16 protein-coding genes are annotated in these 24,470 nt (G+C 59.1%); 4 read left to right on the forward strand and 12 right to left on the reverse strand.

Annotated features, from left to right (window positions below; genetic code table 11):
• Positions 1–14: 14 nt before the first annotated feature.
• From AO068_RS00575 to AO068_RS00600, 6 genes are read right to left on the reverse strand one after another with little or no spacing between them, the layout of a single operon-like run.
• Positions 15–1,025: a chemotaxis response regulator protein-glutamate methylesterase gene (locus tag AO068_RS00575; RefSeq protein WP_058407363.1), complete on the reverse strand. Its 1,011-nt coding sequence runs from the start codon at positions 1,023–1,025 to the stop codon at positions 15–17.
• Entirely contained in the window at positions 1,022–3,397 is a 2,376-nt protein-coding gene (locus AO068_RS00580; RefSeq protein WP_058407364.1) for a hybrid sensor histidine kinase/response regulator, read from the reverse strand. Before AO068_RS00580 ends, AO068_RS00575 begins: the two co-directional genes overlap by 4 nt.
• Positions 3,394–4,083, reverse strand: a complete 690-nt coding sequence (locus tag AO068_RS00585; RefSeq protein ID WP_058407365.1) for a chemotaxis protein CheW — start codon at positions 4,081–4,083, stop codon at positions 3,394–3,396. The genes AO068_RS00580 and AO068_RS00585 overlap by 4 nt, the downstream gene beginning before the upstream one ends.
• Positions 4,083–5,393: a CheR family methyltransferase gene (locus tag AO068_RS00590; RefSeq protein ID WP_058407366.1), complete on the reverse strand. Its 1,311-nt coding sequence runs from the start codon at positions 5,391–5,393 to the stop codon at positions 4,083–4,085. The genes AO068_RS00585 and AO068_RS00590 overlap by 1 nt, the downstream gene beginning before the upstream one ends.
• The gene (locus AO068_RS00595) at positions 5,390–5,926 is read right to left on the reverse strand and encodes a chemotaxis protein CheW (protein WP_058407367.1); all 537 of its coding nucleotides are present in this window, start codon (positions 5,924–5,926) and stop codon (positions 5,390–5,392) included. The genes AO068_RS00590 and AO068_RS00595 overlap by 4 nt, the downstream gene beginning before the upstream one ends.
• 8 nt (positions 5,927–5,934) lie before the next feature.
• A complete protein-coding gene (locus AO068_RS00600; protein ID WP_058399629.1) occupies positions 5,935–7,557 on the reverse strand; it encodes a methyl-accepting chemotaxis protein in 1,623 nt (540 codons plus the stop codon).
• A 289-nt stretch (positions 7,558–7,846) separates the two neighbouring features.
• Between AO068_RS00600 and AO068_RS00605 the strand changes: the two genes are divergently transcribed.
• On the forward strand, positions 7,847–13,816 hold the full coding sequence (locus AO068_RS00605; protein ID WP_058407368.1) for an NEL domain-containing protein: 5,970 nt from the start codon (positions 7,847–7,849) through the stop codon (positions 13,814–13,816).
• 57 nt (positions 13,817–13,873) lie between these two features.
• Here the strand turns inward: AO068_RS00605 and AO068_RS00610 are convergent, their stop codons facing one another.
• On the reverse strand, positions 13,874–14,620 hold the full coding sequence (locus AO068_RS00610) for a tellurite resistance TerB family protein (protein WP_057403261.1): 747 nt from the start codon (positions 14,618–14,620) through the stop codon (positions 13,874–13,876).
• A 288-nt stretch (positions 14,621–14,908) separates the two neighbouring features.
• Between AO068_RS00610 and AO068_RS00615 the strand changes: the two genes are divergently transcribed.
• Entirely contained in the window at positions 14,909–16,996 is a 2,088-nt protein-coding gene (locus AO068_RS00615; RefSeq protein ID WP_058399627.1) for a hybrid sensor histidine kinase/response regulator, read from the forward strand.
• A 59-nt stretch (positions 16,997–17,055) separates the two neighbouring features.
• Here the strand turns inward: AO068_RS00615 and AO068_RS00620 are convergent, their stop codons facing one another.
• The 3 genes from AO068_RS00620 to AO068_RS00630 form a co-directional block, all read right to left on the reverse strand.
• Positions 17,056–18,162, reverse strand: a complete 1,107-nt coding sequence (locus AO068_RS00620) for an NADH:flavin oxidoreductase/NADH oxidase (protein ID WP_058407369.1) — start codon at positions 18,160–18,162, stop codon at positions 17,056–17,058.
• A gap of 113 nt (positions 18,163–18,275) precedes the next feature.
• On the reverse strand, positions 18,276–19,991 hold the full coding sequence (gene recJ / locus AO068_RS00625; RefSeq protein ID WP_004666049.1) for a single-stranded-DNA-specific exonuclease RecJ: 1,716 nt from the start codon (positions 19,989–19,991) through the stop codon (positions 18,276–18,278).
• Between the two features lie 62 nt (positions 19,992–20,053).
• Positions 20,054–20,596 (reverse strand): YaeQ family protein, encoded by a 543-nt coding sequence (locus AO068_RS00630; RefSeq protein WP_002554774.1) that lies wholly within the window; start codon positions 20,594–20,596, stop codon positions 20,054–20,056.
• 333 nt (positions 20,597–20,929) lie between these two features.
• Between AO068_RS00630 and AO068_RS00635 the strand changes: the two genes are divergently transcribed.
• Positions 20,930–21,769, forward strand: a complete 840-nt coding sequence (locus AO068_RS00635; protein WP_058407370.1) for a TIGR02285 family protein — start codon at positions 20,930–20,932, stop codon at positions 21,767–21,769.
• 183 nt (positions 21,770–21,952) lie between these two features.
• Here AO068_RS00635 and AO068_RS00640 read toward each other — a convergent pair whose 3' ends face one another.
• Positions 21,953–22,249 carry a DUF3509 domain-containing protein gene (locus AO068_RS00640; protein ID WP_005743386.1) on the reverse strand — a complete coding sequence of 99 codons (297 nt, stop codon included), beginning with the start codon at positions 22,247–22,249 and terminating at the stop codon, positions 21,953–21,955.
• 287 nt (positions 22,250–22,536) lie between these two features.
• Here AO068_RS00640 and AO068_RS00645 point away from each other — a divergent pair, with 287 nt between their 5' ends.
• Positions 22,537–23,199 carry a response regulator transcription factor gene (locus AO068_RS00645; RefSeq protein WP_058399624.1) on the forward strand — a complete coding sequence of 221 codons (663 nt, stop codon included), beginning with the start codon at positions 22,537–22,539 and terminating at the stop codon, positions 23,197–23,199.
• Here the strand turns inward: AO068_RS00645 and AO068_RS00650 are convergent.
• Positions 23,172–24,449, reverse strand: a complete 1,278-nt coding sequence (locus tag AO068_RS00650; RefSeq protein WP_080394859.1) for an EAL domain-containing response regulator — start codon at positions 24,447–24,449, stop codon at positions 23,172–23,174. The genes AO068_RS00645 and AO068_RS00650 overlap by 28 nt on opposite strands.
• Between the last annotated feature and the right edge of the window lie 21 nt (positions 24,450–24,470).

Raw genomic sequence — 24,470 nt, forward strand, 5'->3', positions numbered from 1 at the left:
ATGCACCTGAACGGTCATTGAGTAAATACCTCGACCAAGCGAGGGGCAATGGCGGGCAGCGGACGGATCTCAACAGCAGCATCAATGGCTGCGGCCGCTTTGGGCATCCCATACACAGCAGAACTGGCCTGATCCTGGGCGATGGTCAGAAAGCCTCGCTCCCGCATTGCCTTGAGTCCCTGCGCACCATCGCGCCCCATGCCGGTCAGTAGAACGCCGACTGCCTCACCACTCCAATAACGGGTTACGCTCTCGAAAAACACATCGATCGAGGGCCTGTAGACTTCATTCACTGGCTCTGCGGTATACGCCAGCGTACCGTCCTTGAGCAAACGAATATGATGATTGGTTCCGGCCAGCAGCACCACCCCGGGCTGCGGCGTTTCGCCTTCCTTTGCCAATCGCACGGGCAAGCCGGAAGCGGAAGTCAGCCACTCTGCCATACCGGCTGCAAATACCTGATCAACATGCTGCACCAGGACGATCGCTGCCGGAAAGCTCACCGGAAGCCCCTTCAGGAGGATCTCCAGCGCCGCGGGACCGCCCGCCGAAGAGCCGATTGCAACGAGCCTGTCGCGCCTCGCCGGCTCCGATCTCGGCGCAGCCACCACGCGCTCTCGGCCGACGCGCTGACCGATCAGCCAGTCGATATTGAGTATCTTGCGCAGCAGGGGCGCCGCCGCCTCTTTGGGGTTGGGACCGCCGATGGCAGGCGTATCCACCACATCCAGCGCACCGTGCCCCATCGCTTCGAATACGCGGCGCATGTTCTGCTCGCGGTCGACGGTCACGATGACGATAGCGCAGGGTGTTTCGGCCATGATCCGGCGGGTGGCCTCTACGCCATCCATCACCGGCATGATCAGGTCCATCAGGATGAGGTCCGGGGTCAGCTCAACGCAGCGCTGCACCGCATCGGCACCATTGGACGCCACCCATATGATCTGGTGCGCGGGCTCGAAGGCCAGCGCGCGACGCAGGGCTTCGATAGCCATGGGCATGTCGTTGACTATGGCAATCTTCATCCTTGCGCGTCTCCTATCAATTCGACAACAGCGTCGAGCAAGGCATCATCGTGGAAACTGGCTTTGGCCAGATAGTAATCCGCTCCGGCGTCCAGGCCGCGGCGTCGGTCTTCTTCACGATCCTTGTAGGAAACAACCATGACCGGCAATGACTGCAAACGAGTATCACGGCGCAGCAACGTCACCAGTTCTATACCGTCCATGCGCGGCATATCGATGTCGGTGATGAGCAGGTCGAAGTCCCCGGCACGCAGGGCATTCCAGCCGTCCATCCCATCCACGGCGACCGACACTTCGTAACCGCGACCGACCAGCAGCTTGCGTTCCAGCTCGCGAACAGTCAAAGAGTCATCGACCACGAGAACCCGCTTGCGCGACACATGGTCGACCTGACGGTTGCGCCGGTCAATACGCTCAAGGCGTCCGGTATTCAGGAGTTTTTCCACCGAGCGCAGCATGTCTTCTACATCAACGATCAACACCACAGAACCGTCATCGAGCAAGGCCCCTGCCGAAACATCCTGAACCTTGCCCAGCCGCGCATCAAGCGGCATCACCACCAGCGTACGCTCACCGATGAAGCGTTCGACGGCTACGCCATAAACTGCATCACGCTCGCGAATAACCACAACCTTGAGCGCTTCGCCGGCATTCTGGGCGGGCGGCCGATTCAATAACTGACTGGCCGAGACCAGACCGACATGGCGCTCTTCATCCCAGAAGTGCTGACGCCCTTCCAGTTGCAAAATATCATCCGGCTGCAAGTCGCGCATGCGCTCGATATGGGCCAGAGGGAAGGCATAGGCTTCTCCGCCCACTTCCACCACCAGGCTACGCACCACTGAAAGCGTCAGCGGCATTTCAATCCTGAAACGACTGCCCTCGCCCGTCCACTGCTGCAGCTCGACACTGCCGTGCATCTGGCGAACCATATGCTGCACAGCATCAAGCCCGACACCACGACCGGAAATTTGCGTGACCTTGTCGCGCATGCTGAAACCCGGCAGAAACAGAAAACTCAGCAGTTCCTCCTCGCTCAACTGCGCGGCGGTTTCTGCTGGCGAAAGCTTGCGTTCAACAATGCTCTGGCGCAAACGCTCCAGGTCTACGCCGCCACCGTCGTCACTCAACTCAACGACCAGCAAACCAGCCTGATGCGATGCCTGCAGACGAATCAGACCTTCAGGGTCCTTGCCCGACGCCGCGCGTTTTTCGGGCGACTCGATGCCGTGGTCCACCGCGTTGCGCAACAGATGGGTCAGCGGCGCATCAAGCTTTTCCAGTACATCGCGGTCGACCTGGGTCTTCTCCCCTTCGATCTGCAAGCGGACCTGTTTGCCCAGCTCACGCCCCAGATCTCGGACCATGCGCGCCTGACCGTTCAGCACATCAGCGAAGGGCCGCATGCGGCAGGCCAGTGCGGTGTCATACAGCAGCTGCGCGCGCTGCGCCGACTGCCAGCCAAACTCATCCAGCTCTGCGGTTTGCTGGACCAGCACCTGTTGCGCCTGGGACAACAGGTTGCGTGCATCTTCCAGGGCTTTTTGCACATCAGCCGGGGGGCCTTCTTCGCCAAAGCTCGCACCCAACACTTCAAGCGCGCGGTCGCTGCTGCTTTGCAAGCGTTTGAGGCGCTGCATACCGGCCAGCAGCGGCTTGAGTCGCTGGGTCTCGACCAGCGATTTGCTGGACATGTCCAGCAGCCCGTTCAAACGCTCGGCAGTGACCCGCAATACACGCTCGCCGCCTTCGGCCACTCGACGTTCACGCAAGGGGGTAAAAGGTGCTTCCGGTTCCGGCGCCGACGTGGCTGCGGGCCTGGATGGCGGACGCGACTCTGCTGGCAGCGGATCAGGTGCAGGGTTGATTATTGGCTCAGCCCCTTGGGCTGAAGACTCAAGCTGCTGCATCGCGCTGGCCAGCAATGCGTCCGAAGCAGGGTCAGGCAGCGGCGTATTGACCGTGCGCGCTGCGCCAGCACCGGACGCCAGCAGCGCGTTGAGCCTTTCAACATAACTGTCGATATCGGGCTGACCGACGCTGTTACCGCCTGGCGTAGCGATACGCATCAACAGGTCAGTGCCGGACAGCAGCGCATCGATGTGCTCGGCCTGCAGCAATAGACGGCCTTCCTGGGCGCTGACCAGACAGTCTTCCATCACATGCGCAACGCTCACCCCGAAATCGACGCCGACAATGCGCGCCGCGCCCTTGAGCGAATGTGCCGCCCGCATGCAGGCTTCCAGTTGATCCGCCTGGGTCGGGTTACGCTCAAGTGCCAGCAGGCCCGCACTCAATACCTGAGTCTGCGCATCGGCTTCCAGCGTGAACAGTTCAAACAGTGAGGCGTCACGCATTTGATCTGGCGTCATGTAAGGCTCCGGTGCACCGCCGACAACAACTCTTCTTCGTCCAGCCAACGCAGGCTGCGGCCCTTCCATTGCAAAACGCCGCGAGTGAAACGGGCGTTGGCATGAGTACCGGACGCAGAAGCGGCTTCCAGCTCACGCTCGTCAATGGCGTGAATGCCGTCTACCTCGTCCACCGGCACCACGACCGGACCGCCTTCAGCGGCAACGATCAACATGCGTGGCACCACCCGTGCCGACTGGGTACTCGCTGCATTGCTGTCGAGCCCTAGCAACTCGACCAGCGATATGCACGCTACCAGAGCACCCCGTACATTGGCGACACCCAGCATCGCACGCGAGCGCTGGTGCGGCAGCGAATGGATGGTCTGGTTGGGGGCGACCTCCGAGAGACAGCGGGAGGCCAGCCCCAGCCATTCTTCACCAAGACGGAATACCAGAATGGAGCGGGTCTTGATGTCGCGCAGCAACACAGAGCCCTGAAACTGTTCATGCGACTCCTGGGCCAGCGCGTAGCGGTCCAGCAGACGGGTGGCCGCCGCGGAATAAACCGCGCAGTTGCGGCAATGGATGTGCTCTTCAAGCAACGGGCAGGAACGATCACCGTGAATACCGATACGGTTCCAGCAGTCATCGATATCCAGGGCTTGGTCATGGGTAAGACTGGAAAAACCGGACACACCCGTCATCAATGGTTTCCTTGTTTATTCGCGCCACGTGCAGCGCGGTCCTGCAAGCGCCGGGCCCCGGTACTGTCACCCTGGGCGGCCAGCAACGCCGCCAGTTGGGCCAGCGATTCGGAATGCTGCGGTTGCAGGTACAACGCCTTGCGATAGAAACCCTGAGCCTGCGCCACGCTACCTTCTACTTCGCTGAGCAGGCCCAGCCAGTAAAACACCTGTGCAACCGGCTCATGCTGTTGCAGATAGCGTTCGCAGGCAGCCCGCGCCTCGACACTTTTGCCTTCGTTGGCCAGGCCAGCAATCCTGTCGAGGAGCGCCGAAACCTCGCTATTGCCAGTGACAGCAACCGGCTTGACGATGGGCGCAAATGCTGCGGACGTTCGTGCGACAGGTCGTGGCGCAGGCGCTCTGGCAGGTGCATCAGGGACCGGGCGCGGTGCAACCGGCGCGGCTACCGGCGCCGGAGTCCGAGCCTGGACTGGAGCCGGAGCCGGAGCCGGAGCCGGAGCCGTCGGTTCGACTGGCGCATGCCGGAAGGCAAATGATTGCGCAATACCGATCGAACGCATGCCAATACCTGCCAGCAGGTTGCCCTCCGCCGGCCCGATGAACAGCAGGCCGTCTTCCCGGGTCAGCTGCTTGAGGACCTTGAACACATGTTGCTGGGTCTGCCGATCAAAATAGATCACCAGGTTGCGGCAGAAAACGATGTCATACGCGACCTGCGAAGCCAGTTTCGGATCGAGCAGATTGCCAGCCTGAAAACTCACACAAGCGCGCACACTGTCGGCGATTTCAAACCCGTCAGCGACCGGGTTGAAATACCGCTCGCGAAAACCGGTGTCGCTGCCCCGGAACGAGTTCTTGCCATAGATGCCGTGCTCGGCCTTGGCAATCGAAACAGGGCTGATATCAATGGCATCGACTTTGAACTGCCTGGCATCGACCCCCGCATCGAATAACGCCATGGCAATCGAATAGGGTTCCTCGCCGGTCGAGCATGGCAGGCTGAGAATACGCAACGGGCGCACACCGGCAAGGCTGGCTATACGTTCACGGGCCAGCATGCCCAGTGTGACGAACGATTCCGGGTAGCGAAAAAACCAGGTTTCAGGAACGATCACCGCCTCGATCAGCGCCTGCTGTTCTTGAGGCGACGACACCAGAAGGTGCCAGTACGCATCACTGTCGGGGCAATGGGCGGCCGTCGCACGCTGACGCAAGGCACGCTCGATGATCGCCTCGCCGACCGAGGTCACATCCAGCCCGATGCGCTCCTTGAGGAAGCTGAAGAAGCGTGAATCGTCGACCTTCATGGCGCGTCCTCAAGCAATTCGAGGTCGATTGGCGGCACCGGGTACAACAAATCTCGAACCGGCTCGCTCAACAGCTCCTGAACGTGAATCCATTGCAGCAGCCCCTGCTCATCCTCGCGAACCGGCCCCAGGTAAGGTGACAGGCGATTGTCCAGCCCATACGCCTTGAACTGTGACACCGGGCAACACAGCGTTTCGGTGGCCTGCTCAAGAATCAGCCCGAGCAACTGCGCCGGATGCGCGTCGTCGTGCCGATAATGCACCAGAACCATGCGTGTGCTGGTGCGCAAGCGCGCTGACTGACCCGAGTTCAGCGCACTGATGTCAATCACCGGCACGATCTCGCCGCGATGGGCAAAGATCCCCGCCACCCAGTGCGGAGCCTGGGCAATTGCCTTGAGTTTCACCCGAGGCAGGATTTCAGCGATCTCTGTCGCGTCCAGCGCATAGCGGTCTTCGCCGATGCAAAACAGCAGAAAGAGTTTGCTGGTGGTCAGTGGCGTGCCGTTGCGCCTCGGCGATTGATCCGTCATTGGAGTGTTCAGACCTTGAATCGCGAAACGCCACCGCGCAGCCCGACCGCGACCTGACTCAACTCGTCGATGGCGAAACTGGCTTGACGTAGAGACTCGACGGTCTGGCTGCTGGCATCCGCCAGTTGCACCAGTGCCTGATTGATCTGTTCGGCACCGGTAGCCTGAGCCTGCATACCTTCATTGACCATCAACACACGGGGCGCCAACGCCTGTACTTGCTGAATGATCTGCGACAACTGCTCGCCGACCTGAGTGACCTCGAACATGCCACGGCGCACTTCTTCGGAAAACTTGTCCATGCCCATAACGCCTGCGGAAACCGCCGACTGGATTTCCCGCACCATTTGCTCAATGTCATAGGTGGCGACAGCAGTCTGGTCGGCGAGGCGGCGCACTTCGGTGGCGACCACCGCGAAACCACGGCCGTACTCACCCGCCTTCTCGGCCTCGATGGCTGCGTTAAGCGACAGCAGGTTGGTCTGGTCGGCCACCTTGACGATGGTAACGACGACCTGATTGATGTTGCCGGCTTTCTCGTTGAGGATCGCCAGCTTGGCGTTGACCAGGTTGGCAGCGCCCATCACCTGATGCATGGTGTCTTCCATACGTGCCAGCCCCTGCTGGCCGGAACCGGCGAGAATCGACGCCTGATCTGCTGCCGAAGTGACTTCGGTCATGGTTCGCACCAGGTCGCGCGAGGTGGCAGCAATTTCCCGCGAGGTCGCGCCGATCTCGGTGGTGGTTGCCGCGGTCTCGGTGGCGGTGGCCTGCTGCTGGCGGGAAGTCGCAGCGATTTCAGTGACAGACGTCGTTACCTGCACCGAAGAACGCTGGGCCTGCGCAACCAGCGCGGTCAGCTCGGTCATCATGTCGTTGAAGCCGGTTTCGACCGCATTGAACTCGTCCTTGCGGGACAGGTTCAGGCGGGTGCTCAGATCTCCGGTACGCATGATGTCCAGAATCCGCACGATCAGTTGCATCGGAGCCATGATCGAACGCATCAGCAGCAGCCCGCAGGCCGCTGCAGCCAGCACTGCCACCAGCAACGACAGGATCATGCTGACCTTGGCAGCCAGCACGGCATTGACGATATTGGCAGTGGCCTGATCAGCCAGCTGCTTGTTGGCGACAATCAGGTCGTTGAGCTGCTTGCGGCCCGTGAGCCAGACCGGGTTGACCTCGCCATAGAACTCGGCGCGCGCACCGGCATAATCGCCGCGGTCATACTTGGCGTGAACATCGGCAAGCATGCGCGAATAGGCTTCGCGGCGTTTTTCGAAAAGCGCAAAGCTGTCTCTGTCCGCGTCATCGAAGATGGACTTCTTGTAGCCGTCCATCTGCGCCTGCAGGTTTTCGTCAAACCCCTGAAACTGGTCCCTTTCCTGCTTGGTCAGCGCACGCCCCTGCCCTTCGGCAATCAGCTCCAGGGTGCGGATGTAACTTTCGCCCCATGCGCTGCGCACCAGCGTGCTGTAGTAGACACCGGGTAACGCATCAAGACGGACATCTTCCTCGCTGGACTCGATGGACAACAGTCGTGAATAAGATACAACGACCATCAACAGCATGATTGCGATGATGACGGCGAAACTCGCCAGAATCCGTTGGCGCAAGGTCCAGTTCTTCACAGTCAGCCCTCAAGAGTTCAACGACGGCATCGGGCCGTGTTCAAGAAGCGGACCGACGAGCGGTCCAAGCGGCGTGAGTATAGCCCAGCCGTCAACGGGTACACGGGGAATGAAAACCAAATCATGGCACCTGCTCATTAACCCGCTTTCCTGCCTTCTTGTCGGCACTTGTCACCACTACTTGAGCACAAGGTCTCAGGAACCTGTGCAGGCTATAAATAGTTAGCACTTGCTGTCCCGACCTCAAACGTAAGCTTTGTCGCCTGCTCACTCACGACAAGGCACTTCAATGCTGGATCAAACTTCGCCGGGCAAGGCATCTACCGCCCCGCATGTGCAACTTATAAAAGATAAAACACCCCGATGGCTGCTTGACGCAGAATCGGCAACCCATGCGGCTCTGCGCAAAACCTCCGGACGCCCCTTGCAATGGCTGACGAGCGCGCGCGCATCCAGTCCGGAGCAAGTCGATAAACTTCAGCAGCTCTATGCCGAACATCGCCAGAATGAACAAAAGGTTCGTCCGACGCTTGATCGCCTCTCGACACTGGAAGACTTTGCGCTCCCTCTTCTGACGGCGGCGATCAAGGACCGCTTCGGGCTGGACGTGGACGTCGCCCGAACCTCGCTGTTTCACGCCAGCCGGGCCAGGGTCGACCAGTCGTTCCTTGCGGCATCCCGAGACCCCATCACTCAAGCCAACATTGCCTTGAGGGCCGCCTGTCAGAGCCTGCTAAAGGCTGCACTGCAGAATTTCGAAACGTGGGAAACCGCGCCTGGCGCGATGGACTCGGACTCGGGCATCGAGGCTCAGGTGTTTTCCTCCGTTGAAATCATCGGCCCACAGATCGCCGGCCAGTCCTTGCCGATATCTGCAACCGGGTTCGCAGCAATGTGCCGCGAGCTGGACCTGGGCGGTAAATACCAGACCCACCTGGAGTCCGTCTTCAATGCACCTTCAACACCCGAAGAAACAGCGGACGCTGCGGCATCCAGGCTGCGCAAGGACTTCCTGAAACTTCAGTCATCGTCCATCCGGCTTCAACTGCAGATTGCCTCCCTGCAGAAACTGGTCAGCCCGCCATTGCAGGGCGCGTTACTGGATATTCTCGAAGGCAAGCAAAACGTCCGGCTTGATAACAGGCCGGTCACCTGCAGCGTGCTGTGCCTTGGGGATGTCGAACTTGACGGCCCGTTCGTTATTGGCAAAGACCGCGACATGGCAACTCAGGCAGAAAAAATTGTCGTCTACATTCCGGACGATCCGGTTGCGCCATTGAAGGAATACGACTCGGTCGAGGCGTTTATAAACTCGCTGCGCGACCGGATGTTCATCGATGGGTATCTGAATTTTTTCATGCGCTTCATACCGGCGCGCCATCGAAGTGCCTTGTTTGAAAAGCTGTCCGAGCGTCTGCACCCCAAAGTCAAGAAAGGGGGGTTCTTCGAGCGCCAGTGGCTGGAACGTGAAGCTGACCGAAACGCCCGGCTGGACCTGAGAGAAATCCCGCTGCAAGGTCTCTTGCCGGAGGCCCTGTACGATCGCAAACGGGCAGCGTTGAAGGACAATGCGCTGTTTCATGGCGTGCCGACAGCGGCGCAGGACCAGAAAACCTTCGACGAGCGTGTGCAGTACTTCAAGGACAAAGCCTTCGACGTCTTGAACATCGCCGCTTTTGTCGTTCCGGTATTGGGCGAAGTGATGATGGCCGTCACCGCCATTCAGCTGGCCCATGAGGTTTATGAAGGTATGGAGAGCTGGGCCAAAGACGAGAGACAGCAGGCGTTCGCCTACCTTTTCGATGTGGTGGAGAACATTGCCCTGATGTCGGCCCTTGGCGCTGCGATGACGGGAGCAGCAGGCATCCCGGCGATACAAGTGCCCGAGTTCGTAAACGGACTCAAACCCGTGGAATTACCGGGTGGAATGACTCGCCTCTGGAAGCCTGACCTGGCACCCTTTGCCCATGACGTCGTGCTGCCAAAGGGTCTGCATCCCGACGCTACAGGCCTGTACACCTGGCAAGACAAGCAATGGTTGCCACTTGAAGGGCGAACGTACTCGGTCAGACCTGAGCCGACCGGCGATGGTTATCTGATAGAGCACCCAGCCAACCCGCACGGCTATCAACCCGCCCTGCGCCACAACGGCGCGGGAGCATGGCTGCATGAACTTGATCGCCCGCTGGAGATGGAAGGTCTGACACTGTTTCGACGGTTGGGGTATTCCAGCGAAGCGTTTTCCGACAGCGCAGCCAGACGCATCCTGAAGGTCAGCAATACGCCTGAATCCGTGATGCGCCAGGCACTGGCTGATCAGCGCCGCCCACCGGCCTTGCTCGAAGACACAGCGCGCCGTTTCAGGCTGGATCAGGAAATTGATCGTTTCATAGCTCAGATGGAAGCCAACGATGCAGACGCAGCAGCGCCCCTCCAACTTGAACTGCTGAGCCATGACCCTGGCTGGCCGAACAATCGCGCTCTGGTGCTGGTGGATGCCCAAGGCAACACGCTCCAACGGTTCGTTGCGGCGCAGCAGTCTGGCGCTGCTGCCCCCCTCGACATGCATATTCGTGCCGATCAGCCAGATGCCCTGCGCCAGGTCCTGGAAAAACTGAACAACATCGAAATCCGGACTCTGCTCAACGAAGAGTTCGGTGCGGGTCAGCCGGGCAGCGCACCGCGGCTGATCGCTTTACGCGCGCAATTGATGGCGCGTGCCCGGATAACCAGAGCCTGGTTGTTCGAATCACATTACCGCGCCCTGAAAGTCACCGATACGGACGGCGCGCAAACCCTCCAGCAGGCGTTTGCCGGCCTGCCGCCGCTGGTCGTCGAGGAATTGGCCAGCCACGCCTCGCCAGCCGAGCGGATACAACTCACTACAGAGCGCCGCGTACCGTTACGAATGGCCGAAGAAGCCAGTGCCTATTTGCAGCAAGTACGGCTGGCACGGGCCTATGAGGGCCTTTACCTGACCTCGGTATCCAGCGCAGATACCGATTGCCTCGCCCTGCACAGCCTTGAAGCCCTTGCGCAATGGCCTTCAAACGTCAGGCTGGAGGTGCACAATCGCGTCTTTGGCGGCCAACTGCTCGACAGCATCGGGGCCCAGGAGGCTCCTGTTCGCAAGGTGCTGATCAAAGATGGCAATCGTTATGCGACCCGTGACGCTGACGATCAGCACCTGCACGGGCTGGACGATCTGTATTCATCCGTACTTCACGCCCTGCCCGATGCCGAGCGCAGCCAATTGGGTTTTGCCCATACCAGCCAAGGGCAGGCGCTGGCGGCTCTGATTCAGGAAACCCCTCTGCCTCGCCAGGCTCTCGCGCCACTGCTGAAAATGCAGGCGCTCAAACCCGGCTCCAAATCCCCCATGCGTCTGGCCGATGGGCGCCTTGGTTATCCCTTGAGCGGTAACGGCAGAACCGACTGGCATATGACCGATGAAAGTCTGCTGGACAAGATCCGTTTGCTGGAGCTGGAAGACGCGTTCCCCGAAGACATTCTCAGCCGCCTGCGCCACACCGGCCGGGATAATCGGGCTATCGATGAACGACTCAACAGTTTGCTGGGCGAACAAATGACGCTGCGGGCAAGTATTGACGCCTGGACCTCTGAGGTCGTGGCAATGCCCTCCATGAGTCAGGCGCATATCGATAGCCGGACGCGTATCAGTGAGGCGATCTGGAACCATTGGCGCATCAATAACCTGCCTGAAATCGGGCGAACGCTTGAGCCACTGTATCTGCAGCAGGTATCCCTGACTGACTTCCCACGACACCTGCCAGATTTTGTCTACGCGCGGGTGGGCGGACTCTATCTGGAGAATATTTCGATCGAACCCCGAGTGCGCCCGGGCGCGGAGCTTTCAACACCGATAGCCACGGATCTACCCAGACAGTTGACCAACAGCTTCGAACTTGGACACTTTCTGCAACGCTTCCCCCACACGCGCTCACTCATTCTGGTCGGCGAACCCGGCGCCGGTGCGGATCCGGAGATATCGGCCTTCCTCAACCTGCCCCAGCAGGTGTCCAGTGTGCTGCCGCAACTTACTGAACTGGGACTGATAAACCAGAGCATTTTTCTGGATCAGGCGCAGATGGAGCACTTGCGCGATATGCCTGATCTCAGGTCGCTGAACCTCAGCGGCAACCGGCTGGTCAGCTTGCTGCCCATGGACCTTGGCTGGCTGCATCTTGACCGGTTGATACTGGAACGAGTCGGCATGCACCGCTGGCCTTCCTGGCTGACGGACATAATCCCGAACAATATTCGTGAGCTGTCGGTGGCTCATAACAACCTGACCGAACTGCCGGACTGGATCCTCGACAATCCCCTCAACCCCGAGCATCAGACCCTGATCGATTTGCGCGGCAACAGCCTGTCCAGGCATACGGTGATGCACGCACGCATCAATGAGGCTGTACCCGACTGTTCGTTTCGCTTCCTCATGGACACGCCGCTCGCCGTGCAAGCCGCTATAAACATGCAATTGCGCGAAGGTGCCGAGTTATCTGCCACCCTTGATCAGTGGACACACGCCTCAAGTTCGCTGGCCATCACGAGTGAACGGACCATCGAAGCCCGCCGCGAGATCGGCAGGATACTGACTGATCACTGGCGAGCGTTCAGCCTGGGGCAAATCCACCGTCCACTGCGCCTGGAAAACCTTTCGCTGGTCGACTTTCCCCGCCAGCTGCCGGAGTTCTTCTATCGTCAGATACGCTATCTGCGCCTGAGCAGAGTCACGGCTACGGGATCTGATCTGGACCAGTTGCTGCGCCGTATGACTGATCTGAACTCACTGGAAATGAACGGGTATGTCGCACCGCTGCTGCAACTGCCTCCGGCGCTGCTTGAACTTCGATCACTTCGTTCGCTATTGCTGATTGACCAGGGAATGGTGATCGAGCAAAAGCACATCGATTTCTTCAGCCGTATTCCGACGCTTGCAAGGCTGGAACTGGATGGCAACCGGATGGGTGCGATCAGCGATCTGTCTGCCCTTAGCAATACCGCGCTCAACTGGCTATCACTTAATAACGTCGGATTAACCGAATGGCCGACCTGGGTGAATGACATGATTCCAGCACATCTGGGGACGCTCCTGCTGGAGGGCAATCTGATTACTGACTTGCCGGAGCATATTCTGGCCAATCCCGGCAGCGAATCTTCGCACACGGAAATAAGCTTGCTGAACAACCCGCTTTCCGAAGACAGCATGCGTCGAGCACACTTTTCAGAAAGCTATGGACGCTCTTTCACCTTTGACATGGACCTGCCACCCGAACTCGCAGCGATGGACTGGACGGAGCAGCATGATTCGGACTCATCGATATCAGACTACGAGTCAGAAGACAGTCGGGCATCGACTCCAGAGCCAGTGACTGCCGAACCCTGGCTGGACGACAGCAGCCCGCTCATCGCCGCGCGGCGTGCGCTCTGGGAGCAACTGGAGATCAGCGACCACAACCGAAGGCTATTGGACCTGATCGGTTCGCTGCGCCACAGTGCCGACTATCGCAATACGGCCAACCGGGCAGCACTGCAGGAGCGCGTCTGGCGAGTACTCGGCGCGGTGAGTCAGGACCCTCAACTGGGAATGACCCTGAGTGCTATCGCCGAAGAACCACTCAGGCTGTTCCGTGACAACAACACCTGCCCGGACGGCATCCTGCTGGAGTTCAACCAGATGGAGGTGATGGTGTTCACTCGTCAGTCACTGCACGATGTTGTGCCGGAGCAGCGAGGTGCATTGCTGTACAGGCTGACAACCAGGCTTTATCGCCTGTCCGAACTGGATGCTGCTGCCCGAGAGCAGACCGGGAGCCGCGATGAAGCTGAAGTCCGCCTGGCGTATCGCATACACTGGGCAAGCGCGCTGGACCTGCCCGTACCACCGGAAGGCATGTTGTATCAGGCCCACGCCGCCATCAGGCCGGGTGAGTTCGATACAGCCCTGCTTCGCGTGCAGTCCGGAGAACAAGGCGAACCATTCCTGCGCTTCGCCCAGCAGCAGGATTACTGGATCAACTATCTGCGCGAAACCCATGCTGGACGGTTCGATGCACTCGAACGTATTTACAGGACTGACCTGACCCGACTCACCGACGAATTCGAACAGCGCAACATCAGTCTGGACAATCCGGAATACGAAAAACGCATTCGGGAATTTGAAGCCAGCTTCAAGGAACAGCAAACAATGCTGATAAGGGAGCTGACCAACGCCGAGGGGCTGGAGCATCATTGATGGCATGGGCCGCCTGACACACAGTGCGCCAGGCGGCCCGGCAGCGGACGTGGCAGCTTACTCGGCGCCCCGCACCTGTGCTTCCAGTTCGGCCTTGAGACCGGGCTCCAGTTTCAACTGGCGCGCCAGCTCATCGAGATAGGCGCGCTCCATGAAATGCTCTTCATCCACCAGCATGACACTGGCGATATACATTTCCGCCGCCATTTCAGGCGTGGTCGCGGCGCGAGCCACTTCTGCCGGGTCCAGCGGTTTGTTCAACTCGCCCTGAAGCCATTGCTGAAGCGCCTGATCGCTGTTCAATTTGCTGAACTCCCCCTCGATCAGTTCACGCTCACGCTCATCCACATGACCATCGGCTTTTGCAGCGGCAACCAGTGCACGCAGGATGGCCTGGCTGTGCTGCTCGGCTTCAGCCTCGGGCAAGCGATCAATGGTTTGCGGCTCACGCTGACCGACGAGGCCCTGACTGGACTGCCAGTTGTTATAGGCCTTATAGGCCAGTACGCCCAATGCCGCCAGGCCTCCGTAAGTCAGCACCTTACCGCCCATACCGCGCGAGCGTTTGCCGCGCAGAAGGCTCATGGCACCTGCAGCCAGTGCACCGCCACCGGCGCCGGACAGCAGACCGCCAAGACCGCTCTGGGAGGTCCCTTGGCCTTTGCCGCCGCCGAGCAGGCTGCCCAGACCATTGATCAATGAATCGCTGCCCGAAGACTGCTTGCCGGATTTGCCGTTAGCCTTGTCCTGCAACATGCTTTGCCCGGATTTGAGCAACTGATCGAGTAAGCCACGCGTATTCACAGAAAGCCTCCTACAAGGTTTGTCAGATGAGTCATTGACCAACAAGTTGACAGGAAGTCACTGACTCAAGATTACCGGTGTGCTTCCGGATGTTACGATTCCCGACCAGCCCCATTCATCCAGTCATTCCCGATATCAGCGAAACACGTGCAACGCGCGGCTCTGATAAGGGGTCAATAGTGGAGCAGCCGGTACGAAAAGCAGTTAAAAAGACTGCTCGTCCAGATTGATCAACCTTAAGTACACCCATATGAACGCAAGACGCATACCGTCAGGAGCTTGCCTGAAGTGATATCGCCCACTGGTTTCCCGACAGCTAACGGCACGGCTGCCGGGATTATCCGATCAAAGGACTGGAGCCAGACACCACTCGGACCCATCGAGCGTTGGCCGGTATCGCTGAAAAACACCCTGAATCTGATTCTGAACTCGCCGGAATCGATGTATCTGCTCTGGGGACCGGAGCTGGTGTTTTTCCATAATGATGCTTATACCCCCATCCTCGGCCCGCGTAAGGATAACGCCATCGGCGCACTTATTCCGGACCTCTGGGCTGACGTGTGGGATCAGGTCGCGCCACTGGTCATTGATGCATACGCCGGCAAGCCCTGCCATTACAAGGACATGCCGCTGAGCATGGCGCGCTATGGAGAGGTGGAGCAGACATGGTGGTCATTCTCCTTCTCGCCGGTGATCGACGAGCAAGGGATGATCGTTGGCATGTTTTGCATCACCAACGAAACCACCGAGCATGTCCTCAGTCAGCAAGCGTTGCAGGACAGTGAGCGCAAACGCCTGAAACTGATCGACGATCTGGTAAATCTGGAACGACGGCAGACCGCCAGGCTGGCGCAGCGGACCCTGGAGCTGGATACATTCTGGGAGATTTCCCCGGACCCGCTGGCGATACTCGATTTCAACGGCATTTTCCTGCGGGTGAACCCGGCCTGGACAGTGCTGTTGGGCCGCACTGAACAAGAGCTTCTGGGCAGTTCGATCATGAGCCTGTTGCATCCAGATGATGTGCGTAATACCGAGGATGCCCTGCAACACGCCATCAATCATGTTTTGCCGCTGTTCGAGAATCGCTACCTGCATGTGGACGGGACCTATCACTGGTTCGGCTGGACCGCTGCGCCAGGCAATGGAATCATTTTTGCGCTGGGCAAGCACCTGACCCATGAGAAAGATCGCATCGAAGCATTGCGTATTGCCGAAGAAGCACTGATTCAGGCCCAGAAAATGGAAGCGGTCGGACAGTTGACCGGCGGTTTGGCCCATGACTTCAACAACCTGCTGATGGGCGTGACCGGCAACATGGAGTTGCTCCTGTCGAGGATCAGACAGGAGCGCTTCACGGAGCTGGATCGCTACATCAATGCAGCACTGGAAGGCTCAAGACGCGCAGCCTCCCTGACGCACCGCCTGCTGGCATTCTCGCGCCGTCAGACACTGGCCCCCAAGGCGACGGATATCGACCTTCTGGTGGCGGGCATGGATGAACTGATCCGGCGTACCGTGGGCCCTGCCATCGATATGCAGGTCATTGCGTCACGAGGGCTGTGGTCGACTCTGGTGGACCCGCATCAGTTGGAAAACTCGCTGCTCAATTTATGTATCAACGCCAAGGACGCCATGCCTGACGGCGGACAGCTGCTGATTCAGACTGGCAACCGTCATCTGAATGCAGCAGCAGCGGCGAGGTATCAGTTGCCCGCAGGTCGTTACGTGGAGTTATGCGTCAGCGATACAGGCACGGGCATGGACAAAGATGTCATGGCACGGGCCTTCGATCCGTTCTTCACCACCAAACCGTTAGGCATGGGGACGGGCCTCGGGCTGTCGATGATTTACGGCTTTGCACGGCAGTCCGGAGGCGGCGTCAACATCACCTCAAACGTCGGAGAAGGCTCGAAAGTCTGCATCCTGCTGCCGATGCATGAAGGTGAGCCTGAAGCTGTGGCACTTGAAGACAACCCTCTACAAGTGCCCGCACCTGGCATCAGCGATGAAACCATTCTGGTCGTTGATGACGAGCCCGCTGTGCGTCTGCTGATTGCCGAGTTGCTTGAAGACCTTGGCTATACCATTTTGCAGGCCGAGCGAGGCGCCGATGCTCTGACCATTCTGCAGTCAAAAGCGGCCATCGACCTGTTGATTACCGATGTCGGTCTGCCCGGCGGCATGAACGGTCGCCAGGTCGCAGACGCCGCCCGGGATGTTCGGCCCGACCTGAAAATACTGTTTGTGACCGGCTACGCTGAAAACGCGGCGCTGGCCCACGATACGCTGGAACCTGGCATGCATGTACTGCCCAAGCCTTTTGCCATTGCCGAACTGATCGGACGCGTCACCGAACTGCTGGAAGGCGAATAAAAATGAGCGCCCTGCGGCGCTCACTTATTTGCTGCTTCCTTCCGTAAACCGAACGGGCATCAATCCCGCAGATCAGACTCATGAATCGGCTGATCCCGATGTGTGGCGCGTTGGTACTGTGCAGGCCAGGTCGCCAGACGCCCGCCCAGGTCTTCATCGGCATGCAGCGGCCAGTACGGATCACGCAGCAGCTCACGCGCAAGCAGGATGATATCGGCCTGCCCGGTGCGCAGAATATGCTCTGCCTGGGCCGGATCAGTGATCATTCCTACCGTCCCTGTAGCGATTTCGGACTCTTTGCGAACCCGTTCGGCAAAACGCGTCTGATAGCCTGGGCCAACCGGAATTTCCGCGTTGGCTGACGTGCCGCCCGACGACACATCGATCAAGTCGGTACCCAGCGCCTTCAGACGGCGCGCCAACTCTACCGTTTCATCGGCGTTCCAGCCGTCTTCCACCCAGTCGGTGGCGGACACGCGAACGAACAACGGCAGCTCTTCAGGCCACACTGCGCGCACCGCTTCGGTGACTTGCAGCGTCAGGCGAATGCGGTTCTCGAATGAACCACCATATTGGTCGGTGCGCTGGTTGCTCAATGGCGACAGGAACTGGTGCAGCAGATAGCCGTGGGCAGCGTGAACTTCTACCACCTTGAAGCCCGCGGTCAGGGCGCGCCGTGCGGAATCGACAAACGCCTTGATCAGCTCCTGAATCTGCGTTTCGCTCAGTTGCACAGGCGCCGTGTGCTGCGGATCAAAAGCAATTGCCGAAGGCCCGACCGGAGTCCAGCCACCTTCATTGAGGGAAATGCTGCCGTGCTTGCCAAGCCACGGGCGCCAGGTGCTGGCCTTGCGACCTGCGTGCGCCAGCTGGATGCCAGCCACCGCACCCTGAGCATTGATAAAGCGGGTAATGCGTTGCAGCGGCTCGATCTGTTCGTCGTTCCACAGCCCCAGGTCTTCGGGGGTTATGCGGCCGTCCGGCGTCACCGCCATCGCTTCAGTGATGACCAGGCCGGCGCCGCCAACCGCTCGGCTTCCCAGATGAACCAGATGCCAGTCGTTGGCCAGGCCGTCGACACTGGAATACTGGCACATCGGCGAGACTGCAATACGGTTGCGAAGGGTCAATTGGCGCAGGGTGTAGGGTTCAAGCAGCAGGCTCATGGCAACCTCTCGTAATGAAAATTCAGGTGTCCAGGCACCGTTCATTCAATGAACAGGTTTTGCAGACAGTCTGTTGTCGACAACCCGATAGCGAGAGGGGTTCCTGCTGATTGTCAGCGTGGCGCGATGTGCACCACCATCAACTGCACGGTTTCGTTGCCACGAAACTCGTTGAGGTCAAGTTTGTAGGCCAGTTCGACCCAGCGAATGTTGGGGTTGGGCCAGATGTCACGGTCGACGCCGAACGCAATGCCATCGAGCTTGACGCTGCCGCACTCGGTCTTGAGCACCATTTTCAAATGACGCTCGCCCACCACCCGTTGTTCAACCAGTTGAAACACGCCATGGAACAACGGCTCGGGGAAGTGCTGCCCCCAGGGACCGGCATTGCGCAGTGCGCGGGCCAGTTCCAGATGAAACTCCTCGACGGCCAGCGAACCGTCAGACAGCAGACGTCCGGTCAGGTCCTGCTCGTCGAGCTGACGACGCACTTCCAGGTCGAACGCTTCGGCAAACGCCGGGAAATTCTCTTCGGGCAGCGAGAGACCTGCCGCCATGGCGTGCCCGCCGAACTTGCTGATCAGATGTGGATGACTGGCCGCCACAGCGTCCAGCGCATCGCGAATGTGAAACCCCGGCACCGAGCGAGCCGAGCCTTTGAGCACGCCCTCCCCGGCACTGGCGAATGCGATGGTGGGTCGGTGGTAGCGCTCCTTGAGGCGCGAGGCCAGGATACCGATGACACCCTGATGCCATTCGGCATCGAACAGGCACAGGCCGAACGGCATGGACTCCAGCGGCAGGTCCTTGAGCTGCGCGAGCGCTTCGCGCTGCATGCCTTGCTCGATGGATTTGCGATCCTGGTTCAATTCGTCCAGTTGCACGGCCATTTCTCGCGCCAGTGTCGGGTCGTCGCAGAGCAGGCACTCAATGCCCAGGCTCATGTCGTCCAGGCGCCCCGCCGCGTTCAAGCGTGGTCCGAGAATGAACCCCAGGTCAGTGGAGGTGATGCGCGAAGGTTCACGTCGTGCGACTTCCAGAATGGCGCGCAGCCCCGGACGGGCACGCCCGGCACGGATACGCATCAGGCCCTGATGGACCAGAATGCGGTTGTTGGCGTCCAGCGGCACGACATCGGCCACGCTGCCCAGCGCGACCAGGTCCAGAAGCTCACCCAGATTGGGCTGGGCACGCTGGTTGCTCTCGAACCAGCCGGTGTCACGCAAACGCGCACGCAAGGCCATCAACACATAGAAAATAACCCCGACACCGGCCAGCGATTTGCTGGGAAAGGTACAGCCTGGCTGGTTGGGGTTGACGATGGCGTCTGCCGCCGGAAGCTCGTGACCCGGCAAATGGTGATCGGTGACCAGTACCTGCAAGCCTGCCGCCTTGGCAGCGGCCACGCCTTCGACGCTCGAAATGCCGTTATCCACAGTGATCAATAACTGAGGTTCGCGCTGCAACGCGACTTCGACGATTTCCGGCGTCAGGCCATAACCGTACTCAAAACGGTTAGGCACCAGATAATCGACGTGTGCCGCGCCCAGCAGGCGCAGCCCCAGAACACCCACAGTGCTGGCAGTCGCGCCATCGGCATCGAAATCACCGACAATCAGCATGCGCTGGCCTTCGCGCAGCGCCGTTACCAGCAGGTCTACCGCAGCATCGATACCCTTGAGTTGCTGATAAGGGATCAACCGCGCCAGGCTTTTGTCCAGCTCGGCCTCGCAGGCCACGCCCCTTGCGGCATAAAGACGAGTGAGCAAGGGCGGCAGGTCGCCGAGAAACGGCAAGGTATCGGGCAATAGACGAGGTTCGATGCGCATGCGGGTCAGCTGATTCTCTTTGCAGTGTCGATGAATGTTTTTTCGATCGGAACCGGCGGCTGTCAGCCGCGTTCGCCCGCAAGCCATTGCAACTGGACTTCATGCTGGCCGCGGTCGTCGGTGACGAACACCGTTCCTTCACTGATCATCACATCCCACTTGATGACCCGCGGCATATCCTTGGCCAGCACTTCCAGCACGTCCTGCGGGACGGCGGCAATATTGACGTTTTTCAGGTTCTTGATCGCCGGGATGACCTTGCCTTCCCAAACACGCAAGCTGCCGTAGGCCAGCAGGCTGGTGCGTTCGGTGCGACGCGAGCACCAGGTCAGGCGGTCGGCATCCGGCTGCCCGACTTCGATCCAGTGCAAAACCCGATCATCCAGGCTTTTTTCCCACAGTGCGGGTTCGTCCACATCAGACAGGCCGCGACCGAACGACAATTGTTCGTTGTACCAGAAGGCATAGGCCAGCAGGCGCACGGTCATGCGTTCTTCGGTTTCCGAAGGATGGCGGGCAATGGTCTGTTTGACGCTCTCATACACTCCGCGATCGAGGTCGGTGAGGTTGAGTTCGAATTTGTAGGTCGTGGACGGCTGGGCCATGAACGGGCTTCTAGAGTCTGGAGGTAAGACCGCAAGTCTAACCGATGCCGGGCCTGTGAACGAACTTGCTCGCGCAGTGGATGTAATTGCTCCGACTTGCGGGCTATACAAAAATCGATAGCCTGAAACAAAATTCTGATACAGATTGGCTTTATAGACGATCTGCTCCGCGTACCTGGATCCCGGCAAGGGACTGCCGAAGCACTTGAATGTGACGCCACAGGCGCAGCGCCACTCAAAGAGCTGCCACCCTACTCCAGTTTGCTGAATCTTTTTCGAGGATGAAACCAGCGAATGTCCCTTCCTGCCTCGTACTGCACAACGGCTCGATTGATGCTCGCCCTGTCGCTGGCAGCCCTGTCATGCGCCAGCCAGGCAAGGGAGACACTGACCTGGCTGATGCGCGACATACCGCCTTCGACGATCTTTTCCGGGGTCATGCGCGGGCAAGGTGCCATTGATCAGCTCATGCCTTTGTTAACGGCACGAATGCCCGAATACGATCACGTGCTGATGCGCGTCAACCGTGCCAGGGGCCTGCAGATGCTTAACGACGGCACGTCTCTGAGTTGTGATCCCACCATGCTGTGGACTGAGGAGCGAGCCAGAACCCTGCTTTTCTCCATACCGATCGGTGCCATATTCAGCAGCGGCCTGATTGTACGCAAGGAAGACATGTCGACGTTCGAGCCGTATGTCGAGGACGGAAAAATCGACTTCGCGGCGCTGATGGCCAGCCGGACGATCAAATTGGGCATAGTTGCCGAGCGCAGCTATGGAGAACTGATCGACCATACGCTGCAAGCTGTCGACGAAGATGCGCTGGTGCTCCATTACGGTAACGATGCCACTGGCAGCCTTCTGCAAATGGAACGCCTGGGGCGCCTGCAAGCCTTTATCAGTTTCTGGCCGGAAGCGCGCTATCAGGCCATGCAACAAGGCATAAGGCCGGATGAACTGGCCTTCTTGCCGATCAAAGGCAACCCGGCCTATCAATTCGTCTATATCAGTTGCAGCGACTCACCTGAAGGCAAAAAAGCCCTCGCACAGATCAACCGCGAGATGCGTGTGTTGCGCGAAAGCAGCTTGATGGGCTTTTACGCGCAGTGGCTGGACCCCGAGCAACGGGCAAGCTACCTGGAAGACGTCAAGGCGCTGTTCGAGAAGAACTGACCACACAAAAGAAACCCCGGGCAGAGGGGGAGCCTGCTCGGGGTAAACATGACCATGATGGTCAGTACGCCAACCTTTGATCACCGGAGCACAATGATCAAACCTGACGTAATGGATAGGAGTGCGACGAGCGCGTCAGGTTCCGACATCGTTGACGCGAGTCAGATAACTGTTAAGCAACTGTTAAGCAAAAGACGGAGTGCCGACAAACGTTCGGCTGATTGCAGCATTGCGCATCGCGGCAATGACGCAGGGTTCGATTCGACCTTCGGCGACCATCAAATCCCGGCGCAGGCCGTCTACCACGTCGGTGAGCTGACGCTTGTCGCTCAGTTGGTCAGCGCCGAATGTACGCTCGATCACACAGACGCCCGCTTTATCTTTAAGCGTCACCAGACGTTCGCCCCGAGTACCCGCCGGGCCAATACTGGCCTGATAAGGAGCCAGCGCTTCGCTTAGCAGTAAGCTGATATTTTCCATCCGGATCACCACTCAACAGTTTGAATGCAAAGGTGCTAACCAATGACCGTCGGCGACAGCAGAAAGTTCTTTCTATCGCCTGATCACAGCACCGGTCTGTCATTTCGAGCATGCCTGTTGAATGTGACAAGGAAAAAACCGGAGGCCGATGGCGACGGGAAGTGGGCTTGTAGGAAAACTCAACATAATTCCGCTACACGTCCTACAAGGTGCCTATGCTATTGATCACTGCGTTAAACAATCCCGTCGTCTTTAATACCAATCAGCCTTTTTGATGGAGCCACATCTTGAGCGATTCCACTGATCGCCCGTTGCGCGTCATCGTGGCTGACGACCACCCTATTTTTCTCATCGGCCTGCGTGTCGTACTGGAACAGGACGATCTGGCTAGCGTCGTCGCCGAAGCCTGTAATCCGGACGAACTGTTACAGGTACTCGCGCGCCACACCTGCGATGTGCTGGTGACTGATTTCATGATGCCGGTCGAGTTGCAGAACGACGGCCTGCGCCTGTTGCAGCGTATCCACCGGGATTTTCCGGCATTGCCAGTGATCGTTGTAACGACACTGAGCAATGCCGGACTTTTCCAGTCCATGCTGGACCTTAACGTGCGCGGCCTGTTGAGCAAGGCCAGCCTTGCCGGAGAACTGCCTGCGGCCATCAGGGGCGTTCAGCGCGGTGAGTTTTTTGTCGCTGATTCCGTGCGCAGGGTGCTGAGGGAGGCCCGTCAGTACGGCCCTGACGCGCTGTCGCCAGCAGAAAAGCTGTCGCCAAGAGAGCTGGAGGTGTTACGCCTGCTCTCGGCGGGTCATACCGTCGGCCAGATCGCTGCGCAGCTCAATCGCAGCAAACAGACTGTCAGCGCACAGAAAGTCGCGGCCATGCGCAAGCTCGGTCTGGCCAACGACGCCGCGCTGTTCATTTACTTGCAGGAAAGCGGCATGTCCTGAGGCTGGCCGTCTGTCAGCATGGCCTGCAGATGAGACTCGCGCTCGACGGCCCAGCGCACGAACTCTGATGCGGGCATCGGACGCGCAATGAAATATCCCTGAATGGCCGGGTTGCCCAATGCCAGCAGGCTATGAAAGTCGTCAATCGTTTCGACCCCCTCCACCACTACCGACATGGACAATCTCTGCGCCATGAGCATGGCTCCAGCCACCACTGCAGACTTGCGCGCATCGTCGGCCATGCCACGCACAAATTCGGTCGGTATCTTCAACTCGCTGAAGGGCAACTGCAGGAGCCTGTCGATATTCGAAGCCCCCATGCCAAAGTCATCAATAGACAATTTGCAGCCCTGCATGCACAACCGCAGCAGGCCCTCCATCTGCCAGGTTTCCGGGCGGGCAGCGTCCTGTTCGAGAATCTCCAGGGTCAGCGCGGTTGCTGGCACGCCATGACGGGCCAGCGCCTGCATGATCTGCCCGGCGAAATCCGCTTGTTGCAGCACTTGTGGGTCAATATTGACCGCAACCGAAAGCACTTCGCCCTGCTCGCGCATGAACTGTGCAGAGAACAGCAGGGCCTGATCCAGCACACGCCAGGTCAACGCAACCGTCAGCGCCTCAGCTTCAATGGCTTCCATGAATCGTCCGGGAGCCAGCAAGCCATGCGTGGGGTGCTGCCAGCGGACCAGCGCCTCGACACCCAGCAACTTGCCCTGCAGACTGACCTTGGGTTGAAAATAGGCAATCCACTGCTCGGCAACAGACGCAACGTCTATGGGCATATTGTCTTTTGGATCAAACAACTCCACGGCAGACAGTGCCCCGAACGCACGCTTTACCGGTGACTGTGGCGCACTCCCGGCACGGCCTGGCCCGTAGGCCTCAAGCAGGTCATGGAGTACAGCGGCCGAAGCAGGTTTTTGCACATACCCCAACACGTCCAAACCCTGGCTGAGCGCCAGCTGCGCAACACCTTCCAGCACGCAGGCAGCTGAACTGCTGACAATGATCAGCGCCCTCGCCAACCCGTTTTCGGCCATAAAGCGGATCAGCTCAAGGCCGTCGGGGCCGTCCATCTGCAGGTCACAGATAGCAATGTCGACAGGACCACGGCTTTGCAGGGAAAGCCTGGCAACCTCAACGCTCTCGGCAGCCAGCACATCGAAGACCTGATTGGCGTTGAGCATCTGGTGCAGAGCCATCAATTGGAACGGATGGTCTTCGAGAATCAGAACCTTGAGTGAGTGCACGGTCACGCCTACGGGAGTCAG

Origin of the sequence: Pseudomonas sp. ICMP 3272 (genome assembly GCF_001466905.1) — a bacterium.
Lineage (GTDB): Bacteria > Pseudomonadota > Gammaproteobacteria > Pseudomonadales > Pseudomonadaceae > Aquipseudomonas > Aquipseudomonas amygdali.